21 protein-coding genes are annotated in these 19705 nt (G+C 52.5%); 14 read left to right on the top strand and 7 right to left on the bottom strand.

Going from position 1 to position 19705, the window contains the following annotated elements; translation table 11 throughout:
* Window positions 1–7: 7 nt before the first annotated feature.
* From KXR87_RS00200 to rimJ, 3 genes are read right to left on the bottom strand one after another with little or no spacing between them, the layout of a single operon-like run.
* Entirely contained in the window at window positions 8–931 is a 924-nt protein-coding gene (locus KXR87_RS00200) for a Gfo/Idh/MocA family protein (RefSeq protein ID WP_437430263.1), read from the bottom strand.
* A gap of 2 nt (window positions 932–933) precedes the next feature.
* Window positions 934–1581 carry a YceH family protein gene (locus KXR87_RS00195; protein WP_437430262.1) on the bottom strand — a complete coding sequence of 216 codons (648 nt, stop codon included), beginning with the start codon at window positions 1579–1581 and terminating at the stop codon, window positions 934–936.
* Between the two features lie 9 nt (window positions 1582–1590).
* The gene (gene rimJ, locus KXR87_RS00190) at window positions 1591–2175 is read right to left on the bottom strand and encodes a ribosomal protein S5-alanine N-acetyltransferase (RefSeq protein WP_437430261.1); all 585 of its coding nucleotides are present in this window, start codon (window positions 2173–2175) and stop codon (window positions 1591–1593) included.
* A 234-nt stretch (window positions 2176–2409) separates the two neighbouring features.
* Between rimJ and mdtH the strand changes: the two genes are divergently transcribed.
* The 10 genes from mdtH to KXR87_RS00140 all read left to right on the top strand — a co-directional run bounded on the left by mdtH (window position 2410) and on the right by KXR87_RS00140 (window position 9826).
* On the top strand, window positions 2410–3618 hold the full coding sequence (gene mdtH, locus KXR87_RS00185) for a multidrug efflux MFS transporter MdtH (protein WP_437430260.1): 1209 nt from the start codon (window positions 2410–2412) through the stop codon (window positions 3616–3618).
* Window positions 3619–3682: 64 nt separating this feature from the next.
* On the top strand, window positions 3683–4330 hold the full coding sequence (gene grxB / locus KXR87_RS00180) for a glutaredoxin 2 (protein WP_437430259.1): 648 nt from the start codon (window positions 3683–3685) through the stop codon (window positions 4328–4330).
* A gap of 113 nt (window positions 4331–4443) precedes the next feature.
* Window positions 4444–5004: a lipoprotein gene (locus tag KXR87_RS00175; RefSeq protein WP_437430258.1), complete on the top strand. Its 561-nt coding sequence runs from the start codon at window positions 4444–4446 to the stop codon at window positions 5002–5004.
* 112 nt (window positions 5005–5116) lie between these two features.
* A complete protein-coding gene (pyrC, locus tag KXR87_RS00170; protein ID WP_437430257.1) occupies window positions 5117–6163 on the top strand; it encodes a dihydroorotase in 1047 nt (348 codons plus the stop codon).
* A gap of 74 nt (window positions 6164–6237) precedes the next feature.
* The gene (gene dinI, locus KXR87_RS00165) at window positions 6238–6483 is read left to right on the top strand and encodes a DNA damage-inducible protein I (protein ID WP_437430256.1); all 246 of its coding nucleotides are present in this window, start codon (window positions 6238–6240) and stop codon (window positions 6481–6483) included.
* 270 nt (window positions 6484–6753) lie between these two features.
* Entirely contained in the window at window positions 6754–7008 is a 255-nt protein-coding gene (gene bssS, locus KXR87_RS00160) for a biofilm formation regulator BssS (protein WP_437430544.1), read from the top strand.
* Window positions 7009–7124: 116 nt separating this feature from the next.
* Entirely contained in the window at window positions 7125–8243 is a 1119-nt protein-coding gene (solA, locus tag KXR87_RS00155; protein ID WP_437430255.1) for an N-methyl-L-tryptophan oxidase, read from the top strand.
* Between the two features lie 53 nt (window positions 8244–8296).
* The gene (locus tag KXR87_RS00150) at window positions 8297–8413 is read left to right on the top strand and encodes a YceO family protein (protein ID WP_437430254.1); all 117 of its coding nucleotides are present in this window, start codon (window positions 8297–8299) and stop codon (window positions 8411–8413) included.
* Between the two features lie 269 nt (window positions 8414–8682).
* On the top strand, window positions 8683–9249 hold the full coding sequence (locus KXR87_RS00145; RefSeq protein WP_437430253.1) for a cytochrome b: 567 nt from the start codon (window positions 8683–8685) through the stop codon (window positions 9247–9249).
* Window position 9250: 1 nt separating this feature from the next.
* Window positions 9251–9826, top strand: coding sequence for a YceI family protein (locus tag KXR87_RS00140; RefSeq protein WP_437430252.1), 576 nt, complete (start codon window positions 9251–9253; stop codon window positions 9824–9826).
* A 34-nt stretch (window positions 9827–9860) separates the two neighbouring features.
* On the opposite strand, the gene trhO is transcribed toward KXR87_RS00140, so the two are convergent.
* On the bottom strand, window positions 9861–10910 hold the full coding sequence (gene trhO, locus KXR87_RS00135) for an oxygen-dependent tRNA uridine(34) hydroxylase TrhO (protein WP_437430251.1): 1050 nt from the start codon (window positions 10908–10910) through the stop codon (window positions 9861–9863).
* A 214-nt stretch (window positions 10911–11124) separates the two neighbouring features.
* Between trhO and KXR87_RS00130 the strand changes: the two genes are divergently transcribed.
* The 3 genes from KXR87_RS00130 to KXR87_RS00120 all read left to right on the top strand — a co-directional run bounded on the left by KXR87_RS00130 (window position 11125) and on the right by KXR87_RS00120 (window position 13906).
* Complete coding sequence (locus tag KXR87_RS00130; RefSeq protein ID WP_437430250.1) at window positions 11125–12045, top strand: Kdo(2)-lipid IV(A) acyltransferase; 921 nt, start codon at window positions 11125–11127, stop codon at window positions 12043–12045.
* Between the two features lie 148 nt (window positions 12046–12193).
* Window positions 12194–13450 carry a multidrug efflux MFS transporter MdtG gene (gene mdtG / locus KXR87_RS00125; RefSeq protein ID WP_437430249.1) on the top strand — a complete coding sequence of 419 codons (1257 nt, stop codon included), beginning with the start codon at window positions 12194–12196 and terminating at the stop codon, window positions 13448–13450.
* Between the two features lie 81 nt (window positions 13451–13531).
* Complete coding sequence (locus KXR87_RS00120) at window positions 13532–13906, top strand: MysB family protein (RefSeq protein ID WP_437430248.1); 375 nt, start codon at window positions 13532–13534, stop codon at window positions 13904–13906.
* A gap of 1 nt (window position 13907) precedes the next feature.
* Here the strand turns inward: KXR87_RS00120 and KXR87_RS00115 are convergent, their stop codons facing one another.
* The 3 genes from KXR87_RS00115 to mdoG form a co-directional block, all read right to left on the bottom strand.
* On the bottom strand, window positions 13908–14135 hold the full coding sequence (locus tag KXR87_RS00115; protein ID WP_437430247.1) for a YceK/YidQ family lipoprotein: 228 nt from the start codon (window positions 14133–14135) through the stop codon (window positions 13908–13910).
* 69 nt (window positions 14136–14204) lie between these two features.
* Window positions 14205–16733: a glucans biosynthesis glucosyltransferase MdoH gene (mdoH, locus tag KXR87_RS00110; RefSeq protein ID WP_437430246.1), complete on the bottom strand. Its 2529-nt coding sequence runs from the start codon at window positions 16731–16733 to the stop codon at window positions 14205–14207.
* Window positions 16726–18261 (bottom strand): glucans biosynthesis protein MdoG, encoded by a 1536-nt coding sequence (gene mdoG / locus KXR87_RS00105; protein WP_437430543.1) that lies wholly within the window; start codon window positions 18259–18261, stop codon window positions 16726–16728. The genes mdoH and mdoG overlap by 8 nt, the downstream gene beginning before the upstream one ends.
* Window positions 18262–18536: 275 nt before the next feature.
* On the opposite strand from mdoG, the gene mdoC reads away from it, so the two are divergent.
* Window positions 18537–19685: a glucans biosynthesis protein MdoC gene (gene mdoC, locus KXR87_RS00100; protein WP_437430245.1), complete on the top strand. Its 1149-nt coding sequence runs from the start codon at window positions 18537–18539 to the stop codon at window positions 19683–19685.
* The last annotated feature ends 20 nt before the right edge of the window (window positions 19686–19705 follow it).

Raw genomic sequence — 19705 nt, 5'->3', positions numbered from 1 at the left:
CAGCGGATTATTCCCGGATAGCATCGCGCCAGAGTCTCTCGATAACCCGCTGTGCGGCGATGGCCTGCTCCCCGGCGGTCTCAGGAACCGTCTGATTTTGCACACATTCCATGAAATGACGCGCGCACCCGACAAAACCTCGTTGCTCAAGGGTGGTCTGCCAGCCAGCCACCGGCCGTTCAATCACCCCCTGCCCTGCCTCCTCACGCCATTGCCGCATATCGGTCACATCGTATAACGCCCCGTCCGTGACGGCCTGAACCCATTCGCGCTGACTGCCCGCCCGGCGGTGCATGCTGGTTGTAATTTGTACCCCTGACGCCGAAAAATGGTGCTCGGCATAGACCATCTCGCCATCAGCACTGGTCACTAAGGTGCCACTGACCGGATGCCCGTTGCTGCCCCCTAGCCAGAGGGCGGTATCCACGACGTGCAGATAGTCGTCCAGCAAGGTAAAGCGCAAATCATGAGGGCCTACGCTATTGGTGCGGTGTTTATCCATTCGCACCGAAGCGGCCATCGTCAGCCGGGATTTGAGATCCTGATACAAGGGCGCAAAACGGCGATTAAAACCCACCATCAGCGTCAGTTTTTTTCTGGCCGCAAGGTCGACCAGCTTCTCGGCGTCAGCAAGATTATCCGCCAGCGGCTTGTCCACACAAACGTGCACCCCCGCATTGAGCAGCGCGCTTACCACCGCGTAATGGGAGGAGGTAGAGGTGTGCACAAAGACAGCATCACACTGCGCTGCCAGATCGGCCAGCGAAGCGGCATAAGGGATGCGCCAGGTTTCACATACCGGCAACGCCTTTTCGCGGGTCGGTGACCAGGCTCCGGCTAAGGTCCAGTCAGTAGCTGCCCCCAGCACCGGCAGCCACGCTTTTTGTGCAATACCGCCTAATCCAACCACCCCAATTCGTAGTGTTGTCACGCTCAGTCTCCCAGATGTTCGAGCAGAGCATTCAGACGCTGTTTAAGCTCTGCCACTTCGATTTCCAGTGCCTCAACACGCGCGCTCAGATCGTCTGCAGAGGGACTGACCGCTTCCACGACATTGATGAGGGTTTCAACATCACCGCTAAAACGGTGCATATAACGGCTTTCACGTTTGCCAGGCTCTCTGGGCAAACGCACCACGTAAGGGCCATCTTCACGTTGAGCCAGATTCTCCAGCACGCTTTCGACATCACTCACATCGGTAAATTTATGCATGCGCTCAGCGCGTCCACGCAGTTCACCCGGCGTCTGCGGCCCACGCAGCAGCAGCGTGGTGACAAGCGCAACCTCGGCGCTGGTCAGTTTTAGATCGCCGAATTCGGAGTTACAAAAACGCTGTTCATACTTAGTGACGCGGTTGCCAAAACCGCTGACGGTACGCAAGTAATGACGTTTTACCAGGGCATCCAGCAGATCCTGCACCTCATGCTCGCTGAGGTTCATCACCGGTTCGCGGTTGGTCTTCTGGTTACAGGCGGTCACCACCGCATTCACCGATAAAGGATACTGCTCGGGCGTAGTAACCTGTTTTTCCAGCAGACAACCAATAACACGCGCTTCTGGCGCGCTGAGTTGATACTTCATGTTTTCTCCTTAACGACCCGCAGTCCAGTTTTCCGTCGTCAGCGCTGTCAGCACATGATCGCGCCACTGACCATCAATCAACAGGTACGCTTTCGCGTAGCCTTCTTTTTCAAAGCCCAGACGGGCAAGTAAATCACCGCTGCGTTTATTGTGCGGCATGTAGTTCGCCATAATGCGATGCAGATGCTGCGTTCTTTGCATGTAGCGGATGGCGCTGGTCAGGGCTTCGAACATCAGACCCTGGCCCTGCCATTTTTGGCCGATGGAGTAGCCGAGATAACAGGCGTGAAACGATCCCCGCACCACATTGGAGAAATTCGCCACACCAATAATTTCTTTTTCATCGGGGTCGAGCAGAGCAAAATAAAACGCCGTCCCCTGCTTGTGAAATTCGTTGATCATGCCAAGCCGGGCCTGCCAGCCTGAAGGGTAACAATGGCTTTCGTCCCGTACGGGTTCCCAGGGCTTTAAAAACTGGCGATTTTCCGCGTAATAGTCCGCCAGCCGCCAGGCATCACGCTCATGCACTAGCCGAACCACCATTCGGTCTGTCACCAACCGTACTTTGGGCACATTACTGCGGTAGCCAAACATGTTTTCCCTCTCTTTTGGTTTACGTCTCTATACCCTTTCTCTTTACTATACCTTTGCGCAGAGAGTCTGTGAAAACAACAACCTGCATTTTCGCTCGCCATAGATGTTTTCGATGAGAAGTCTGAATTAAAGCTCGGTTTTGATAAAAAAATATTGTCATCTCAGCGATGGGAAAAGCACCGGCGCAACGGCATCATAGAGATGACATTTTTTGTTACTTTCCCGGGAGGGGAAATGGCGCGCGTCTCACAGGCCAGGAGCCTGGGTAAATATTTCCTGCTTGTCGATAATATGCTGGTTGTACTGGGTTTTTTCGTCGTTTTCCCGCTTATCTCTATTTGCTTTGTTGATCAACTGGGCTGGGCAGCGTTAATGGTCGGGATTGCCCTTGGCCTGCGCCAGTTTATTCAGCAAGGGCTCGGCGTATTTGGCGGCGCGATCGCCGATCGCTTTGGTGCCCGGCCGCTGATTGTGACCGGTATGCTGATGCGTGCGGCAGGGTTCGCTACCATGGGTGTCGCTCAGGACCCCTGGGTTTTATGGTGTTCCTGTATTCTCTCTGGCCTTGGCGGCACGCTGTTCGACCCGCCGCGGTCGGCGCTGGTGGTGAAACTTATCCGCCCTTCCCAGCGCGGGCGCTTCTTTTCGCTATTAATGATGCAGGACAGCGCCGGTGCGGTTATCGGGGCACTGCTCGGCAGCTGGTTGCTGCAATATGATTTTCGCCTGGTCTGCGCCGTCGGCGCAGCCGTCTTCGTACTCTGCGCGGCGTTTAACGCCTGGTGGCTACCGGCCTGGAAATTATCAACCACAAAAATCCCGATGCGTGAGGGTTTAGGGCGTGTGTGGCGGGATAAGCACTTCGTCACATATGTTTTGACGCTCACGGGCTATTACATGCTGGCCGTGCAGGTGATGCTGATGCTGCCCATCATGGTGAATGATATTGCCGGCTCCCCTGCCCCGGTAAAATGGATGTATGCCATTGAGGCCTGCCTTTCTCTGACGTTGCTTTATCCTGTTGCGCGCTGGAGTGAAAAACGCTTTCGACTTGAACACCGTCTGATGGCCGGGCTGCTGCTGATGACCTTCAGCTTATTGCCGGTTGGTATGGTCAGCAACCTGCAACAGTTGTTTACCCTCATTTGTACGTTCTATGTCGGTTCAATCATTGCGGAACCGGCGCGTGAAACACTCAGCGCGGCTCTTGCTGATGCCCGTGCCCGTGGCAGCTATATGGGCTTTAGCCGCCTGGGTCTGGCGCTGGGTGGTGCGCTCGGTTATGCCGGCGGTGGCTGGCTTTTCGATGCCGGAAAAGCCGCTAACCAGCCAGAGCTGCCCTGGGTCATGCTTGCGCTTATCGGGCTTATGACCTTCTTTGCCCTGCTCTGGCAGTTTGGCTCTCGCCGAATGCACCCGCCAGTACTGGAACGCGAAGCCTGATTTGCCAGCACTTTTATTCTCCTCCATACTTTTTGGTGATGACCCACCACTATGGAGGAGAAGCGTGAAACTCTACATTTACGATCACTGCCCGTACTGCATCAAAGCCCGCATGATTTTCGGCCTCAAGAACATCCCTGTCGAACTCAATGTGTTACTCAGCGATGACGAAGCCACACCCACGCGGATGATTGGGCAGAAAATGGCGCCCATCCTGCAAAAAGATGACAGCCGCTATATGCCGGAAAGCATGGATATCGTGCATTATGTCGATAATCTTGATGGCAAGCCGCTGCTCACCGGGGCGACAAATCCGGCCCTGGAAACCTGGCTACGTAAAGTTAACGGTTATGCAAATCGCTTGCTTATCCCCCGTTTTGCCCGTTCCCGTTTCGATGAATTTGCCACTCCGCAAGCCAGGACGTACTTCGTTAATAAGAAAGAAGCAACGCTTGGCAGCTTTGACGAGCATATGGCTCACTCCGCCGGCCTTGTTAAAAACATCAGTGATGACTTACGCGCACTGGATAAACTCATCGTTAAGCCGAACGCGGTAAACGGTGAACTCTCTGAAGATGATATTCATCTTTTTCCGCTGCTGCGTAATTTGACACTGGTCGCGGGTATCGTCTGGCCGACACGCGTTGCCGATTACCGCGATAACATGGCGAAACAGACACAAATTAACCTGCTCTCATCAATGGCGATATAATCCCACCCGCGGAAGCTACGGCTTCCGCTTTCAGTTTTATCTGCTGGAGTATCCTGAGCTTTGGTTCAATGCTACGGGCAGGGATGAAAACCCGGTGTCATTTGAGGAACGCAATGAAGAAAGTCATTTTTGCCGCCGCACTGATTTTGAGCGGCGTCCTGGTGGGATGCAATCAGCTTACCCAGTACAGCATCAGCGAACAGGAGATCAACCAGGCACTGCAAAAACGTAATGATTTTGCAAAGGATGTCGGTCTGCCGGGCGTGGCTGATGCACACATTGTGTTGCGCAATCTGGCCAGTGAGATTGGTCGCGAAGAGCCGAATAAAATCACCTTAACCGGTGATGCCAGTCTCGATATGAATTCACTGTTTGGCAGTCAAAAAGCCACCATGAAACTGAAAATGAAGGCACTGCCGGTTTTCGATAAAGAAAAGGGTGCCATTTATCTTCATGAGATGGAGGTGGTTGATGCCACCGTAGAACCGCAGAAAATGCAGTCTATTCTGCAGACCCTGATGCCTTATCTCAATCAGTCTCTGAGCAACTATTTCAACCAGCGTCCGGCCTATGTACTGCGTGAAGACAGCAGTAAAGGCGAAGCCCTGGCCAGGAAATATGCTAAAGGGATCGAGGTTAAACCCGGTGAGATTATCATTCCTCTGACGGATTAGCCGTAAGGCATTCTTCAGGAAAAGGATGCAAACGGAAACGATTACGCTTATGCTTAGTGCCCGGCAAAAACCAGCCAATAATGACTGATTCTCACCCAGCCGGAGCACTATCATGACAGCTAAACCCCAGGTTTTGAAAATCCGCCGCCCAGATGACTGGCATGTCCATTTACGCGACGGCGACATGCTAAAAACCGTAGTGCCCTGGACCAGTAATACCTATGCCCGTGCCATTGTCATGCCCAATCTGGCACCACCGGTCACTACCGTGGAAGCGGCAAAAGCTTATCGCCAGCGCATTCTTGATGCCGTTCCCGCCGGGCATAATTTCACGCCACTCATGACCTGCTATCTCACCGACAGCCTCAACGCCGATGAAGTCGAACGTGGTTTTCATGACGGGGTATTTACCGCAGCAAAACTCTATCCGGCAAACGCCACCACCAACTCCAGCCACGGTGTTACCAGTATCGACGCCATCATGCCCGTGCTTGAGCGTATGGAAAAACTGGGAATGCCGCTGCTGGTCCACGGTGAGGTCACCCATGCAGAGATTGATATCTTTGATCGTGAAGCGCGCTTTATTGAAACCGTGATGGAACCGTTGCGCCAGCGTCTGCCCGGCTTAAAAGTGGTCTTTGAGCATATCACGACGAAAGACGCTGCCGATTACGTGCGCGAGGGGAACGAACTGCTGGCGGCGACCATTACCCCCCAGCATTTACTGTTTAACCGCAACCATATGCTGGTCGGTGGGGTTCGCCCTCACCTGTATTGCCTGCCCATTCTCAAACGTAACACTCATCAACAGGCGCTGCGTGAGCTGGTCGCCAGTGGCTTTGAGCGTGCGTTTCTCGGGACAGACTCGGCACCCCATGCCCGCCATCGTAAAGAGACGAGCTGCGGTTGCGCGGGCTGCTTTAACGCGCCAACCGCGCTCGCCAGCTACGCCACCGTCTTTGATGAGATGAATGCCTTATCGCATTTCGAAGGGTTCTGTTCCATCAACGGCCCGCGTTTTTATGGTCTGCCGGTGAACGAAGATTATGTTGAGTTGGTGCGGGAAACCTCAACGGTCATGGAGTCCATCGCCCTTAGCGACGACACATTAATTCCTTTCCTGGCAGGTGAAACCGTACACTGGACGGTTAAACAGTAAATTTTTACTCCCTCCTGTTGTAAAACAGCGGTGATGACTGTATATATATACAGTCATTGCTTAAGGGGGCTGCCATGCGTATTGAAGTCACTATCGCGAAAACATCACCGCTTCCGCCGGGCGCCATTGATGCCCTGGCGGGAGAACTATCCCGGCGTTTAAATAACCAGTTTCCGCAGACTGATAACACCATCTCTGTGCGCTACGCGACGGCAAATAATCTCTCCGTGCTGGGGGGAGCAAAAGAAGATAAAGCGCGCGTCAGTGAAATTTTGCAGGAAACCTGGGAGAGCGCTGACGACTGGTTTATCCACGATTAATGTATTCTCATTGTGTTGTGCTTGCCGGGTCGCCCCGGCTTTTTTGTCTCTTTTTTGTACAGAAATCGTAGTTCCTGCCTCACCTGCATAAAATTCACGTTTAACTTCCCGCTTTCTTGTTCAAAAAAATCTATGCATTCGAAAAATATGTTGCAGAGTGTTATTTCTTAGAGCTAATACGTTAAATATTGGTATACTGAAAAGGCTTCACAAAAACATGCATTGAACCTCAGAAGTCGTTGTCCTTAAACACGCCATACGGGGGTTATGATGGAAAAAAATAATGAAGTCATTCAAACCCATCCTTTAGTCGGATGGGATATCAGCACAGTGGACAGTTACGATGCCCTCATGCTGCGCTTGCATTACCAGACCCCAAACAGACCCGCTTCCGAGGATGCTGAAGTCGGTCAGACGTTGTGGTTAACGACAGATGTTGCCCGTCAGTTTATCTCCATATTAGAAGCGGGCATCGCCAAAATAGAGTCAGGCGAATACCAGGAAAATGAGTATCGCAGGCATTAGTCATAGTGCGCAATATACACTCAACAGGCACCCATCGGGTGCCTTATTTATTTCTCATCTTGTGTAACGCTCCCCGGTTAATTACCCTCCTGAATACGCATTCGCTGGAGAACAACATGAAATACGATCTGATCATCGTCGGTAGCGGCTCTGTCGGGGCAGCGGCCGGTTATTATGCCTCACGCGCTGGCCTGAAGGTTCTGATGACCGATGCCCATTTACCCCCTCACCAGGAGGGAAGTCATCACGGCGATACCCGTTTAATTCGCCATGCGTATGGTGAGGGCGAACGATATGTTCCTTTGGTGCTACGGGCTCAGGAATTATGGGACCAACTGGCGACCGAGAGCGGCGAACCCATTTTCGAGCGTTGTGGGGTGATAAACCTCGGCCCGGCACACTCCGCCTTCCTCGCAAACGTGGCGCAAAGTGCCCGGCAGTGGAACCTTGCCGTTGAAAAACTGGACGCGACCTCGCTGATGGCACGCTGGCCGGAAATTACCGTGCCGGAAGATTACATCGGTTTATTTGAGGCCGATTCGGGGTTCGTGCGCAGCGAGCTGGCTATCAAGACGTGGATTCGGCTGGCGCAGGAGGCCGGTTGTGCGCAACTGTTCAACTGTCCGGTTACGGCTGTGCACTCCTCTACAGAAGGGGTCACCATTGAAACCGCCGAAGGCTCGTTCAGCGGTAAAAAGCTGCTGGTCAGTGCGGGAACCTGGGTGTCTGAACTCGTTCCTGGACTGCCGGTGCAACCGGTACGTAAAGTGTTTGCCTGGTTTCAGGCTGATGGCCGTTACAGTAAGAAAAATAACTTCCCGGCCTTCACGGGAGAAATGCCCGACGGTACTCACTATTACGGCTTTCCTGCCGAAGAGAATGAACTCAAAATCGGCAGGCACAACGGCGGTCAACTGATTGCAAAGGCCAGCGAGCGGGTTCCCTTTGGCAGCATCGCCACCGATGGCTCTGAATGCTTTGGCTTTCTGCGGCAATTTTTACCGGGTATTGGTGGCTGTCTTTACGGCGCTGCCTGTACGTACGATAACTCGCCGGATGAAGATTTTATTATCGATAACGTGCCGGGCGAACCGGACATGCTGGTGATCACCGGACTCAGTGGTCATGGCTTCAAATTCGCCCCGGTGCTGGGCGAAATTGCATTGCAGTTTGCCCGGGGTGAGCGCAGTAATTTTGATTTAACGCCATTCTCTCTGGCACGCTTTGCTGGATAATTTCAGGGCGACCCCGTGGTCGCCTTTATTTTTGCTTCCAGCCCGGAGAAGTCATGCGCCGTTTATTTCAGTTTGTGGTGAATAATGTCAGAGAACATCTGATGCTCTATATCATTCTGTGGTCTGTTATTGCGTTAATTGACTTAATTTATATTATTTGGGCAGAATGAAAAAACTGACACTCATTGACATTTATTTAAGAAAATAAAAGTTTGGGACAGATTTTTTGAACAACAGCCTCGTGCAATAAACCGCCATAAAACAGCCACCAATGGTCGCCACCCGCCAGAACACTCGAATACGCTGAACATAACCCGTCACAAAAATTCAAAAAAAATGAATAAAGAAAAATATTATTATTGAATGTAATTTTTAAGTTGATTTATTGGTTATCTCACGCCATTTTGATTTAACAAAATTCCTTTTCGTGGCTGAAAAAATGCATTTGCGAAACTCTCCATCTCGTTATGGCGCTATTTCTGTTGCCCTTCACTGGCTGGTGGCGGTGGTGGTCTATGGCATGTTCGCGCTGGGTCTGTGGATGGTCACTCTCAGTTATTATGATGGCTGGTATCATCAGGCACCCGAAATCCACAAAAGCATCGGTATTTTGTTAATGCTGGTGCTGGTCGTGCGGCTCGCCTGGCGTCATCTCTCTCCCCCACCCCGGCCTCTGAAAAGCTATTCGCGCCTGACCCGCGTCAGCGCGGTGGTGGCGCATGTCGCGCTCTATCTGCTGCTGTTCGGCATTATTTTCAGCGGCTACCTGATTTCGACAGCCGACGGGAAACCCATTAGCGTCTTTGGCCTGTTCGAGGTTCCGGCAACGCTGGCGGATGCCGGAGCGCAGGCGGATCTTGCGGGCGATATTCATCTCTGGTTAGCCTGGAGCGTCGTGCTGTTGTCGGTGCTGCATGGTCTTGCCGCGTTTAAACACCATTTCATTGATAAAGACGACACCCTCAAACGTATGCTGGGTAAATCGTCCCCTGACTCTGGAGCATAATATGAAGAAAATCCTGCCAGGACTGGCCCTTTCTGCCCTGCTGTTTACCACCGGTTCTGCGGTTGCGGCAGACTATAAAATTGATAAAGAAGGTCAGCACGCTTTCGTTAACTTCCGTATTCAGCATCTTGGCTATAGCTGGCTGTACGGTACGTTCAAAGATTTCGACGGCACATTTACCTTTGACGAGGCGAACCCGGCTGCCGATAAAGTTAACGTAACCATCAACACCAACAGTCTGGACACCAACCATGCCGAGCGTGATAAGCACCTGCGCAGCGGCGAGTTTCTCAATGTCGCAAAATTCCCACAGGCTACCTTCACCTCAACGGAGGTGAAAAAGGACGGTGACGGGCTGGATATTACCGGTAATCTGACGCTGAATGGCGTAACCAAACCGGTAACCCTCGATGCGAAGCTGGTGGGTCAGGGAGACGATCCCTGGGGCGGAAAACGCGCGGGCTTTGAAGCAAGCGGTAAAATCAAGCTGAAGGATTTCGGGATCAAGACCGACCTTGGCCCTGCTTCTCAGGACGTGGAGCTGATCATTTCCGTTGAAGGCGTACAGCAGAAATAAAACAGCTGGCCCGGTTACGGGCCAGCTTTGAACTTTATTCCGGGTCAGGAATACCCAGTTTAGTATTCAAACGGCCCCGGGATTTGTTGAAGATTTTATTGCCATTCTCACGACCCGCACGGCGACGACGTTGTTCTTCCTCTGGCAAGGCGCTCTCTTCACTGCACTGTTCGCTACAGCATCCATTATATTTCTCGGCACAGGCCGGACACTGGATAAACAGTAAGTGGCAGCCGTCATTGCGGCAGTTGGTGTGACTGTCGCAGGAGGTGCCGCACTGATGGCAGTGGGCAATCACATCATCAGAAATCCGCTCGCCCATCCGCTCGTCAAAGACAAAGTTTTTGCCTACGAAACGTACCGGTAGCCCCTGTTCGCGCGCACGGCGAGCGTACTCAATAATACCGCCTTCAATGTGCGAAACCTTGTTAAACCCGTTGTGCTTCATCCAGGCGCTGGCTTTTTCGCAGCGAATGCCCCCAGTGCAGTACATGACAATATTTTTGTCTTTATGCTCCTGCATCATTTCGACCGCTTTCGGTAACTGCTCGCGGAAGGTGTCTGCTGGTATCTCAAGCGCCCCTTCAAAATGGCCGACTTCATACTCATAGTGATTACGCATATCGATGAACACGGAATCAGGATCATCGAGCATGGCATTAACCTCTGCGGCCTGCAGATAGTCACCGATGTTACTGGCATCAAAAGTTTCATCGTCGATGCCATCGGCCACGATGCGGTCACGCACTTTCATGCGCAGCACCCAGAACGACTTCCCGTCATCATCGATAGCGATATTAAGACGCAGCCCTTTCAGGGCAGGGTCGACGCTGTCCAGACAGTCGCGCAGCGCTGGTAACTGGCTTTCAGGAATACTGATTTGCGCATTGATACCTTCATGCGCTAAATATACACGACCAAATATATTCAGTTTGGTGAAGGCCTGATAGAGTGAGTCGCGCGTGCTCTGAGGATTCACAATGGTGAAATATTTGTAGAAAGAGACCGTGGTACGCGGTTCCGTTTCTGCAAGCATGCGGGCTTTAAGTTCATCGTTAGAGATGCGGTTGTGTAACACTGGCATGGTGTACGTTTTCCTGCGATACATGGTGAATAAAAAACCGGCGCATCATAAAGCAATTACTGACAATTTACATCCACACATTTTGCGCTACATTTTCGGCATTACGTTGATGAAGTCGATCGCGCGTTCACATTACAGGCATTACGTCGTTTATTTTGGATAAGCCTCAAATAATGCGACACTATAGGGAATAGTTACGGAATACAGGACAGACATGACCCATTTACCCAAATTCTCCGCTTCTTTACTCCACCCCCGTTTTTGGCTTATCTGGTCTGGTATCGGTTTGCTGTGGTTAGTTGTTCAACTCCCCTATCCGGTCATCTACCGGCTGGGCTGTGCGCTCGGCTCGCTGGCGCAAAAAGTCATGAAGCGACGCGTTCACATCGCCCGGCGTAACCTTCAACTCTGCTTTCCTGAAATGAGCAGCGATGAGCGCGAGCGTTGGGTCAAAAAGAATTTCGAATCGGTCGGTATGGGCGTGATGGAAACGGGCATGGCCTGGTTCTGGTCCGATAAGCGTATTAACCGCTGGGTTGATGTCACCGGAATGGAAAATACCCGGATGCATTTTGAACAAGGCAAAGGAATTCTGCTCATTGGTATCCACTTTCTGACGCTGGAGCTGGGTGCTCGCGTTTTTGGCATGAACATTCCGGGCATTGGGGTTTATCGGCCTAATGATAACCCGGTGCTGGACTGGCTACAGACCTGGGGCCGTTTACGCTCAAACAAGACGATGATCGATCGCAAGGATCTCAAAGGGATGGTGCGAGCGCTGAAAAATGGGGATGTCGTCTGGTACGCTCCGGATCATGACTACGGCCCGCGAGCCAGTGCGTTCGTACCGTTTTTTGCTGTTGAACAGGCAGCCACCACTACCGGTACCTGGATGCTGGCCCGCATGTCTAAAGCCTGTCTGGTCCCGTTTGTTCCTCGCCGCAAACCTGACGGTAAAGGCTATGAGCTCATCATGCTGGAAGGAGAAACTTCACCGCCGCTCGACACGGCGGAAGAGACCGCAGCCTGGATGAACAAGGTCATTGAACGCTGCATTTTGTTGGCACCTGAACAATATATGTGGATGCATCGCAGATTTAAAACGCGCCCTGAAGGGGTGCCCTCCCGCTATTAATCTTCCGGCGATCCGTTATGGATCGCCCTTTTGGTTCATTTTTAAGCCCTCTGAACGTTGCAGCAATCATCACCCAGGCGCATAATTAGCCTGCTTATTAATTCCCTTTCCCATTGATCCGCGCCTGCTGCGCGTAACGTGAAGCGTAATGACATCGTCTGCCCCCATAAACTGGAAGCGTAATCTCGCCGTCGCCTGGATAGGCTGTTTTTTAACAGGTGCGGCCTTCAGTCTGGTTATGCCCTTTCTTCCCCTCTATGTCGAACAGCTCGGCGTTACCGGCCATAGCGCTCTCAATATGTGGTCCGGCCTGGTCTTCAGTATCACGTTTCTCTTTTCAGCTATCGCGTCGCCATTCTGGGGTGGGCTTGCGGACCGCAAGGGAAGAAAGATCATGCTGCTGCGCTCAGCGCTCGGCATGGCTTGCGTGATGGCCTTAATGGGATTAGCGCAAAACATCTGGCAGTTACTGGCACTGAGGGCGCTGTTGGGGCTGCTCGGCGGCTTCATACCTAACGCGAACGCCCTGATTGCGACCCAGATGCCACGTAACCGCAGTGGATGGGCCATGGGCACCCTCTCAACGGGTGGGGTGGCTGGCGCGCTGCTGGGGCCCCTTGCAGGCGGGCTTCTTGCGGACACTTACGGTCTGAGGATGGTCTTTTTTATAACGGCCACCGTCCTTTTTCTCTGTTTTTTACTCACGCTGGTCTGTATCAGAGAAAATTTTGTCCCTGTACCGAAGAAAGAGATGCTTCATGCCAGAGAGGTCTTTGCCTCGCTGAAAAATCCTCGCCTGGTGTTGGGCCTGTTTATTACCACCATGATAATTCAGGTCGCGACGGGCTCTATTGCTCCTATCCTGACGCTGTATGTTCGTGAACTGGCCGGTAATGTGGGTAACATTGCTTTTATCAGCGGTATGATCGCCTCGGTTCCAGGTGTTGCCGCCCTGTTGAGCGCGCCGCGCCTCGGGCGACTCGGTGACCGCATTGGTCCGGAAAAGATCCTTGTTGTCGCCCTGCTCATTTCGGTTTTGTTACTCATTCCGATGGCCTGGGTGCAGAGCCCGTGGCAGCTCGGGTTATTGCGTTTCCTGCTGGGTGCGGCAGACGGCGCGTTGCTTCCGGCCGTACAAACGCTGCTGGTTTACAACTCGACCAACCAGGTTGCGGGTCGCATTTTCAGTTACAATCAATCCTTTCGCGACATCGGTAACGTTACAGGCCCTTTGCTGGGAGCGGCTGTCTCGGCAAGCTATGGTTTTCGTACCGTCTTTTTAGTGACCGCCGGCGTGGTGCTTTTTAATGCCCTTTACTCCTGGGCCAGTTGGCAGAAACCGGCACGGGTTTCTGTTGCCGACCCTCCCCTGCGCAGGCAAAAGTCGCTTAACACCGATGACTGATTTTTTATCCGGGCTTCTTGCAAAATCTGATAATCAACTATTCTTTCCCTGAACACTTCGTCAAATTACAGGGAGACACCTATGACTATGTACGCCACGCTTGAAGAAGCGATTGATGCCGCTCGCGAAGAGTTCCTGGCTAATAATCCGGGAGTGAATGAAGAAGAGGCAAACGTACAGCAGTTCAATATCCAGAAGTACGTGCTGCAGGATGGTGACATCATGTGGCAGGCGGAGTTCTTCGCCGATGAAGGGGATGATGGCGAGTGCCTGCCCATGTTAAGTGGCGAAGCGGCGCAGAGTGTGTTTGATAACGATTTCGACGAAATTGAAATACGTCAGGAGTGGCTGGAAGAAAATACACTGCATGAATGGGACGAAGGCGAGTTTCAGCTTGAACCTCCGCTCGACACTGAAGAAGGACGTGCAGCGGCCGATGAGTGGGACGAGCGTTAACTCACTCATAGGGTCCGTGATGCGCATCCAGCGGCAATAACAGCGTGTCGAACACCAGTGAGAAAGGCAAATCCAGCACGGTGACGTAACGCCAGGCCGAATCCCGGACGTCCCACTGAACGCCGGGATAGTACTGGTTTCCGTGACCCTGACCGGGGATAGTGCGGCTGATGATACTGCCGCATCCGGTCAGCAGGAGTGCCATGAGTAAGACCACCAGAATTCTCATTAAATACCTCGTCCTGATTGTGATAAAAAAAATACCGGCACGCTGGCCGGTATTTTTGCTGATGTCGGGCTACTTCGCCTTAAGCGCCCGTGGATTCACCTTCAAATCCTGATAATAATTAACCCAGGAGAGATACTTCTCCGGGGCAGCCCATACACGGTAATGCAGGCGTGCCATGGTCACCGGATCGCTGAGTAGCACCAGACGGCGGTCACGGTTAAGTTTATCAGGCGTCTCATTGAGCGCCTGCTCAACATGACGATCGCGGGCTATTTCAAGGATGTGACTCGCACGGTGACGCGCCGTCGCCATCGCTACTGCCAGCGCATTAAATGACGGGTTAAACACCGCGTGCATAAAGCCCTGTTCCAGCGAACGACTGCGGTTAAGCTCCAGATATCTGTCGGTATCAACCAGCACCTGCGGTGGTGAATACTCTTCAGGGATCAGGAAAAGCTTCCAGCGCTTTGTACGCAATCCTATCGTTGAGCGGCTGGAGATAACCGACACAAACGGCGAGAGGATAAGCGAGAAGACAATAGGTGCCAGCCAGAACAGGAAACGCAGATCCAGCCACGCCATACCAACCGCCCACACTAACCCCAGCAGTAGCTGAGAGCCATGACGCATGAAGGCTTCTCCCCACGGCGTAGAGTCATCATCACGTTGCGGTGAGTTCCAGACCACTTCCCATCCGAGAAACGCACTGACCACGAACACGGTGTGGAACAGCATACGAACCGGTGCCAGCAGGACCGAGAACAGCACCTCCAACAACAGGGAGGCTGTAACGCGGAAGAAACCACCGTACTCTTTTGGCCCTTTACACCAGACCAGAATAATACTCAGCAGCTTTGGCAGGAACAGCAGCACCATTGTCGAGGCAAAGAGCGCGATCGCCAGTTCCGGTCGCCACTGCGGCCAGACCGGGAAAAGCTGGCGTGGTTGCAGGAAGTATTGCGGCTCGGTGAGCGCATGTACTACCTGTAACGCGGTTGAGAGCACCAGAAACATAAACCACAGCGGCGCAGAGAGGTAAGACATAACCCCTGTCAGGAAGACGGCACGGTGGACCGGGTGCATCCCTTTTACCAGGAACAGACGGAAGTTCATCAGGTTACCGTGGCACCAGCGACGGTCACGCTTGAGTTCATCGAGCAGGTTAGGTGGCAACTCTTCATAAGAACCCGGCAGATCGTAGGCTATCCAGACGCCCCAACCAGCGCGGCGCATCAGCGCGGCTTCTACGAAGTCATGAGAGAGAATGGAACCCGCGAATGAACCTTCGCCCGGCAATGGCGCCAGCGCACAGTGTTCAATAAAAGGCTTCACACGGATAATGGCATTGTGACCCCAGTAGTGCGACTCACCTAACTGCCAGAAATGCAAACCCGCAGTGAACAGAGGACCATAAACGCGGGTAGCAAACTGCTGGCAACGCGCATACAGCGTATCCATGCCGGAGGCTTTCGGCGAAGACTGAATGATACCGGCATTCGGGTTGGCCTCCATCAGACGCACCAGCCCTGAGAGACAGTCACCGGTCATTACGGAGTCTGCATCCAGCACCACCATATAGCTGTACTGATTCCCCCAGCGACGGCAGAAATCGTCAATGTTGCCGCTTTTACGCTTCACACGACGACGGCGACGGCGGTAGAAAATCTGGCCTTCGCCCTGCACTTCTGCAATCAGCTCCATCCAGGCCTTTTGTTCGGCCACACAGATATCCGGATTGTAACTGTCGCTCAGGATATAGACGTCAAAATGCGCACCGTTGCCGGTGGCTTTGACGGACTCCCAGGTGGCACGCAACCCTGCGAAGACACGGTCTACGTCTTCGTTACAAATCGGCATGATAAGCGCAGTACGGTGTTCGGGGTTTAGAGGTTCATCCCCCACCGTGGAGTGCGAAATACTGTACTTGTCACGGCCTATCAGCAGTTGCAGGAAGCCCATCAGGGCGGTCCAGAACCCGGCTGAAACCCAACAGAACAAAATGGCGAACAGGATAAGGATACCCGTCTGCAGCACATACGGCAGGAGCTGCATCAGGGAGACCCAGATGTCCTGCCCCATCATGTCGGCCGGGTTAATTAACGCCCATCCCTGATAAGGTAGGATCGTTTTCATATACCAGGTCGCCACCACCGTTTGCGCCAGCGTCAGCAGCAGCAAAATGTAACGACGAAGAGAGCCGACCATGCGCCACTTCTGCTCGCTGGCCTGCTGATCCTCCGTTAATCGAGACATGTAGCGTGGCTGAACATCACGACCGCGCAGTCTGTCCCAGAATCGACCGATAGGGTTAGTACGCCAGGGGTCAGGGAACATGGAGGAGCGCGTCGCTTTAGGCATTGCCTGAAGCTGGTCGCGGCCTTCGTCGTCCTTAAGCAATTGCCCTTCAGCTAACGAGTCCGGCCAGCTGTGTTCAAGACGTGATTTCACGGAACCGAGTGGCGTATCGTCATCACGCTCCCACGCTGAACGGCCACCACCCAATGCCCTGTGTACGGCAGCAATACTTTCAGTCGGCAGCGCTGCCTTCTCCGACTCCGGAAGCGGCAGCGCGTCGATATACTCAGTTATCTTATTCATTGGCAGGTAGCTGATAGCTCCAGGTTTCACTCAGGGTCTGATCGGCATTGACGAGTGCAGCGCGCATATCCGTTGTTTTCTTCGGATCTTTCACTTTCACACGCAACATCAGGCGCCAGCCTTGCGTCACAGGATTATAGCGAACGCTGTTTTCAACAATTTCACCGTTATCACCAATGCTGGCCTGGGCTGTGACAGGAGTATCCTGCGGCAGCTGTTTCATATCCTGGCCCGTAAAATCAACCACGAACGCGAGGGTGCCATCAGGCTGGCGGATCAGGTTAGACTGCTTCACATCCCCGGTCGAACGGCGGGTCTGAGTAACCCAGGCGTTGTCGGGCGCATGCAGTTTGTCTTCATCGCGGCTAAAGGTGATGGTGTACTTGAAGTTCATCTCTTTGCCAGCTTCTGGCAACTGATCCGGCGTCCAGTAGGCCACAATGTTGTCATTGGTTTCATCGTTCGTCGGAATTTCTACCAACTCGATTTTACCTTTGCCCCACTCACCTTGTGGCGTCACCCAGGCGCTCGGACGCAGATCGTAACGATCGTCAATGTCCTCGAAACGAGAAAACTCGCGACCGCGCTGTAATAAGCCGAAGCCCTGTGGGTTTTCCATCGCGTAACTGCTGACAGCAAGGTGTTTCGGGTTATTCAGCGGACGCCAAATCCACTCGCCGTTCCCCGCATGTATGGACAGGCCATTGGAGTCATGCAGTTCAGGTCGGTAATTGGTCGCAGGTGAAGGCTGAGACGGCCCAAACAGGAACATACTGGTAAGCGGTGCCACGCCCAGCTTACCTACTTTGTCACGCAGATAGACTTTAGACTGCACATCAATGACCGTGTCACGGCCCGGGATGATGACAAAGCGATAAGCACCCGTTGCACGTGGTGAATCGAGCAGAGCATAGATGGTCAGACGCTTGTCAGTCGGTTTGGGGCGTTCAATCCAGAACTCTTTGAAATGCGGGAATTCTTCACCTGAGGGTAAGGCGGTATCAATGGCCAGGCCACGCGCGGACAGACCGTAGACCTGCCCTGCGCCAATCACACGGAAGTAGCTGGCACCCAGCATACTGACGATTTCATCGTTTTTATCTTTATTATTAATGGGGTAGAGGACTTTGAAACCGGCGTATCCGAGATCTTTTACCGTGTCTTTATCGTGCTGCACGTTGCCGAAGTTGAAATAATCGGGGTTGTACTTGATTTCACGAACAGCAGTGGCGGTCACTTCGTTGAGGGTCACTGGCGTGTCGAAGTACATGCCCTGATGATAAAATTCGAGTTTGAACGGGGTTTTAGCAGTGTTCCACCAGGCCTTATCGTGGTTGAATTGAATCTGCTGATAATCCGCGTATTTCATCTCACGGAATGCAGAAGGCAGGTTACTTTTTGGCGCTTCATAACCTTTACCCGCGAGGGATTGAGCCTGTTTTGCGACATCGTCAATAGAAAAAGCCCAGCCTGATGACGTATAAAGAGACAACAGAACTGCGGCACCCAGCCAACGCATTTTCATCATTCGTAATTTAGGTTTCATAATAACTAAGCACTTCCCCCTTTGTGTGCTTAAATCGATCCGATCCATTTTAATGGAAATACAAGCAATCCGACAACTGAATCCCCTCTTTGTTCTCTATGCCGGCTCAGTGAATAAGCAATTGAAACTAACCCTTTAGGGTTTTAGGTGCTTATCCTGGAGACTGTCCGTGGGACATAGTGTAGGGTTACTTTCGAATGTAATCATTATTTGTCTTATGGATAAGACGAAAAGTCTGAGAATCAATGGAGTTATATGTGAGCAATCCTCCTGTACAACGTGAATATTTTCTGGACTCCATCCGCGCGTGGTTAATGCTGCTGGGTATCCCTTTTCACATTTCGCTTATCTACTCAAGCCACATATGGCATGTGAATAGCGCTCACCCCTCATGGTGGTTGACGCTGTTTAATGATGCGATTCACGCGTTTCGAATGCAGGTGTTTTTTGTCATCTCCGGTTACTTCTCTTACATGCTTTACCTGCGTTACCCGGTTAAACGCTGGTGGACGGTACGCGTCGAACGCGTGGGCATCCCTATGCTCACGGCCATCCCGCTGCTGACCCTGCCACAATTTTTAATGCTGCAGTACGTCAACGCCCGTGCCGAAAACTGGCATACGTTGTCAACCTACGACAAATTCAATACGCTTGTGTGGGAACTGGTTTCGCACCTGTGGTTTTTACTGGTGCTGGTTGTCCTCACCACAATTAGCCTGTGGCTCTTCAGAAAGGTAAAAAATAACGCCAGCCGACTTCTCAGTGACATTAGCTGGACAAAGCTCTCAGTGGCATTCTTGCTGTTTGGTCTGCTCTACGCCGCCCTTCGCCGACTGATATTTATGGTTTATCCGGATATTTTACGGGATGGTTTATTCAATTTTACCGTCATGCAGTCTCTGTTCTATATTCCCTTTTTCATGCTTGGGGCCCTGGCTTTTATCAGTCCACGACTGAAAGCGCTGTTCCTCACCCCCTCCCCTGCCTGCATGGTGGGTTCCCTTCTCGCTTTCATTGCTTACCTGCTCAATCAGCGGTACGGGAGCGGTGATGGCTGGATGTATGAAACGGAGTCGGTGATCACAATGCTGCTTGGCGTATGGATGGTTAACGTGGTCTTTTCCCTGGGATACCGCTTGCTCAATTTCCAGTCTGCTCGCGTGAGCTACTTCGTGAATGCATCACTGTTTATTTATCTGGTCCATCATCCGTTAACGCTCTTTTTCGGAGCCTGGATAACGCCTCTAATTCACTCTAATCTTTTGGGTTTTCTGACCGGACTGGTGTTTGTGAACGGCTGTGCACTGGTGCTGTATGAAGCGCATTTGCGCATTCCGGTGCTGAAATTCCTTTTTTCCGGAAAACCCCAGAGCAAAGCGGATGCCTCACGGGCAACCGCTGGCTAATAGCTACGGGCTGCTCAGGG

Source organism: Yokenella regensburgei, from assembly GCF_051486985.1.
In the GTDB taxonomy this organism is placed as follows: Bacteria; Pseudomonadota; Gammaproteobacteria; order Enterobacterales; family Enterobacteriaceae; genus CBFFRJ01.
Note: the sequence above shows the minus strand (reverse complement) of the source record. Positions and strands in the feature narration are given on the sequence as shown.

Coding starts and splice junctions, on each gene's coding strand:
- KXR87_RS00195 (WP_437430262.1), bottom strand. CDS start 1,581: ATGAAGTATCAACTCAGCGCGCCAGAAGCGCGTGTTATTGGTTGTCTG.
- rimJ (WP_437430261.1), bottom strand. CDS start 2,175: ATGTTTGGCTACCGCAGTAATGTGCCCAAAGTACGGTTGGTGACAGAC.
- mdtH (WP_437430260.1), top strand. CDS start 2,410: ATGGCGCGCGTCTCACAGGCCAGGAGCCTGGGTAAATATTTCCTGCTT.
- KXR87_RS00175 (WP_437430258.1), top strand. CDS start 4,444: ATGAAGAAAGTCATTTTTGCCGCCGCACTGATTTTGAGCGGCGTCCTG.
- pyrC (WP_437430257.1), top strand. CDS start 5,117: ATGACAGCTAAACCCCAGGTTTTGAAAATCCGCCGCCCAGATGACTGG.
- dinI (WP_437430256.1), top strand. CDS start 6,238: ATGCGTATTGAAGTCACTATCGCGAAAACATCACCGCTTCCGCCGGGC.
- bssS (WP_437430544.1), top strand. CDS start 6,754: ATGGAAAAAAATAATGAAGTCATTCAAACCCATCCTTTAGTCGGATGG.
- solA (WP_437430255.1), top strand. CDS start 7,125: ATGAAATACGATCTGATCATCGTCGGTAGCGGCTCTGTCGGGGCAGCG.
- KXR87_RS00150 (WP_437430254.1), top strand. CDS start 8,297: ATGCGCCGTTTATTTCAGTTTGTGGTGAATAATGTCAGAGAACATCTG.
- KXR87_RS00145 (WP_437430253.1), top strand. CDS start 8,683: ATGCATTTGCGAAACTCTCCATCTCGTTATGGCGCTATTTCTGTTGCC.
- KXR87_RS00140 (WP_437430252.1), top strand. CDS start 9,251: ATGAAGAAAATCCTGCCAGGACTGGCCCTTTCTGCCCTGCTGTTTACC.
- trhO (WP_437430251.1), bottom strand. CDS start 10,910: ATGCCAGTGTTACACAACCGCATCTCTAACGATGAACTTAAAGCCCGC.
- KXR87_RS00130 (WP_437430250.1), top strand. CDS start 11,125: ATGACCCATTTACCCAAATTCTCCGCTTCTTTACTCCACCCCCGTTTT.
- mdtG (WP_437430249.1), top strand. CDS start 12,194: ATGACATCGTCTGCCCCCATAAACTGGAAGCGTAATCTCGCCGTCGCC.
- KXR87_RS00120 (WP_437430248.1), top strand. CDS start 13,532: ATGACTATGTACGCCACGCTTGAAGAAGCGATTGATGCCGCTCGCGAA.
- KXR87_RS00115 (WP_437430247.1), bottom strand. CDS start 14,135: ATGAGAATTCTGGTGGTCTTACTCATGGCACTCCTGCTGACCGGATGC.
- mdoH (WP_437430246.1), bottom strand. CDS start 16,733: ATGAATAAGATAACTGAGTATATCGACGCGCTGCCGCTTCCGGAGTCG.
- mdoG (WP_437430543.1), bottom strand. CDS start 18,261: ATGATGAAAATGCGTTGGCTGGGTGCCGCAGTTCTGTTGTCTCTTTAT.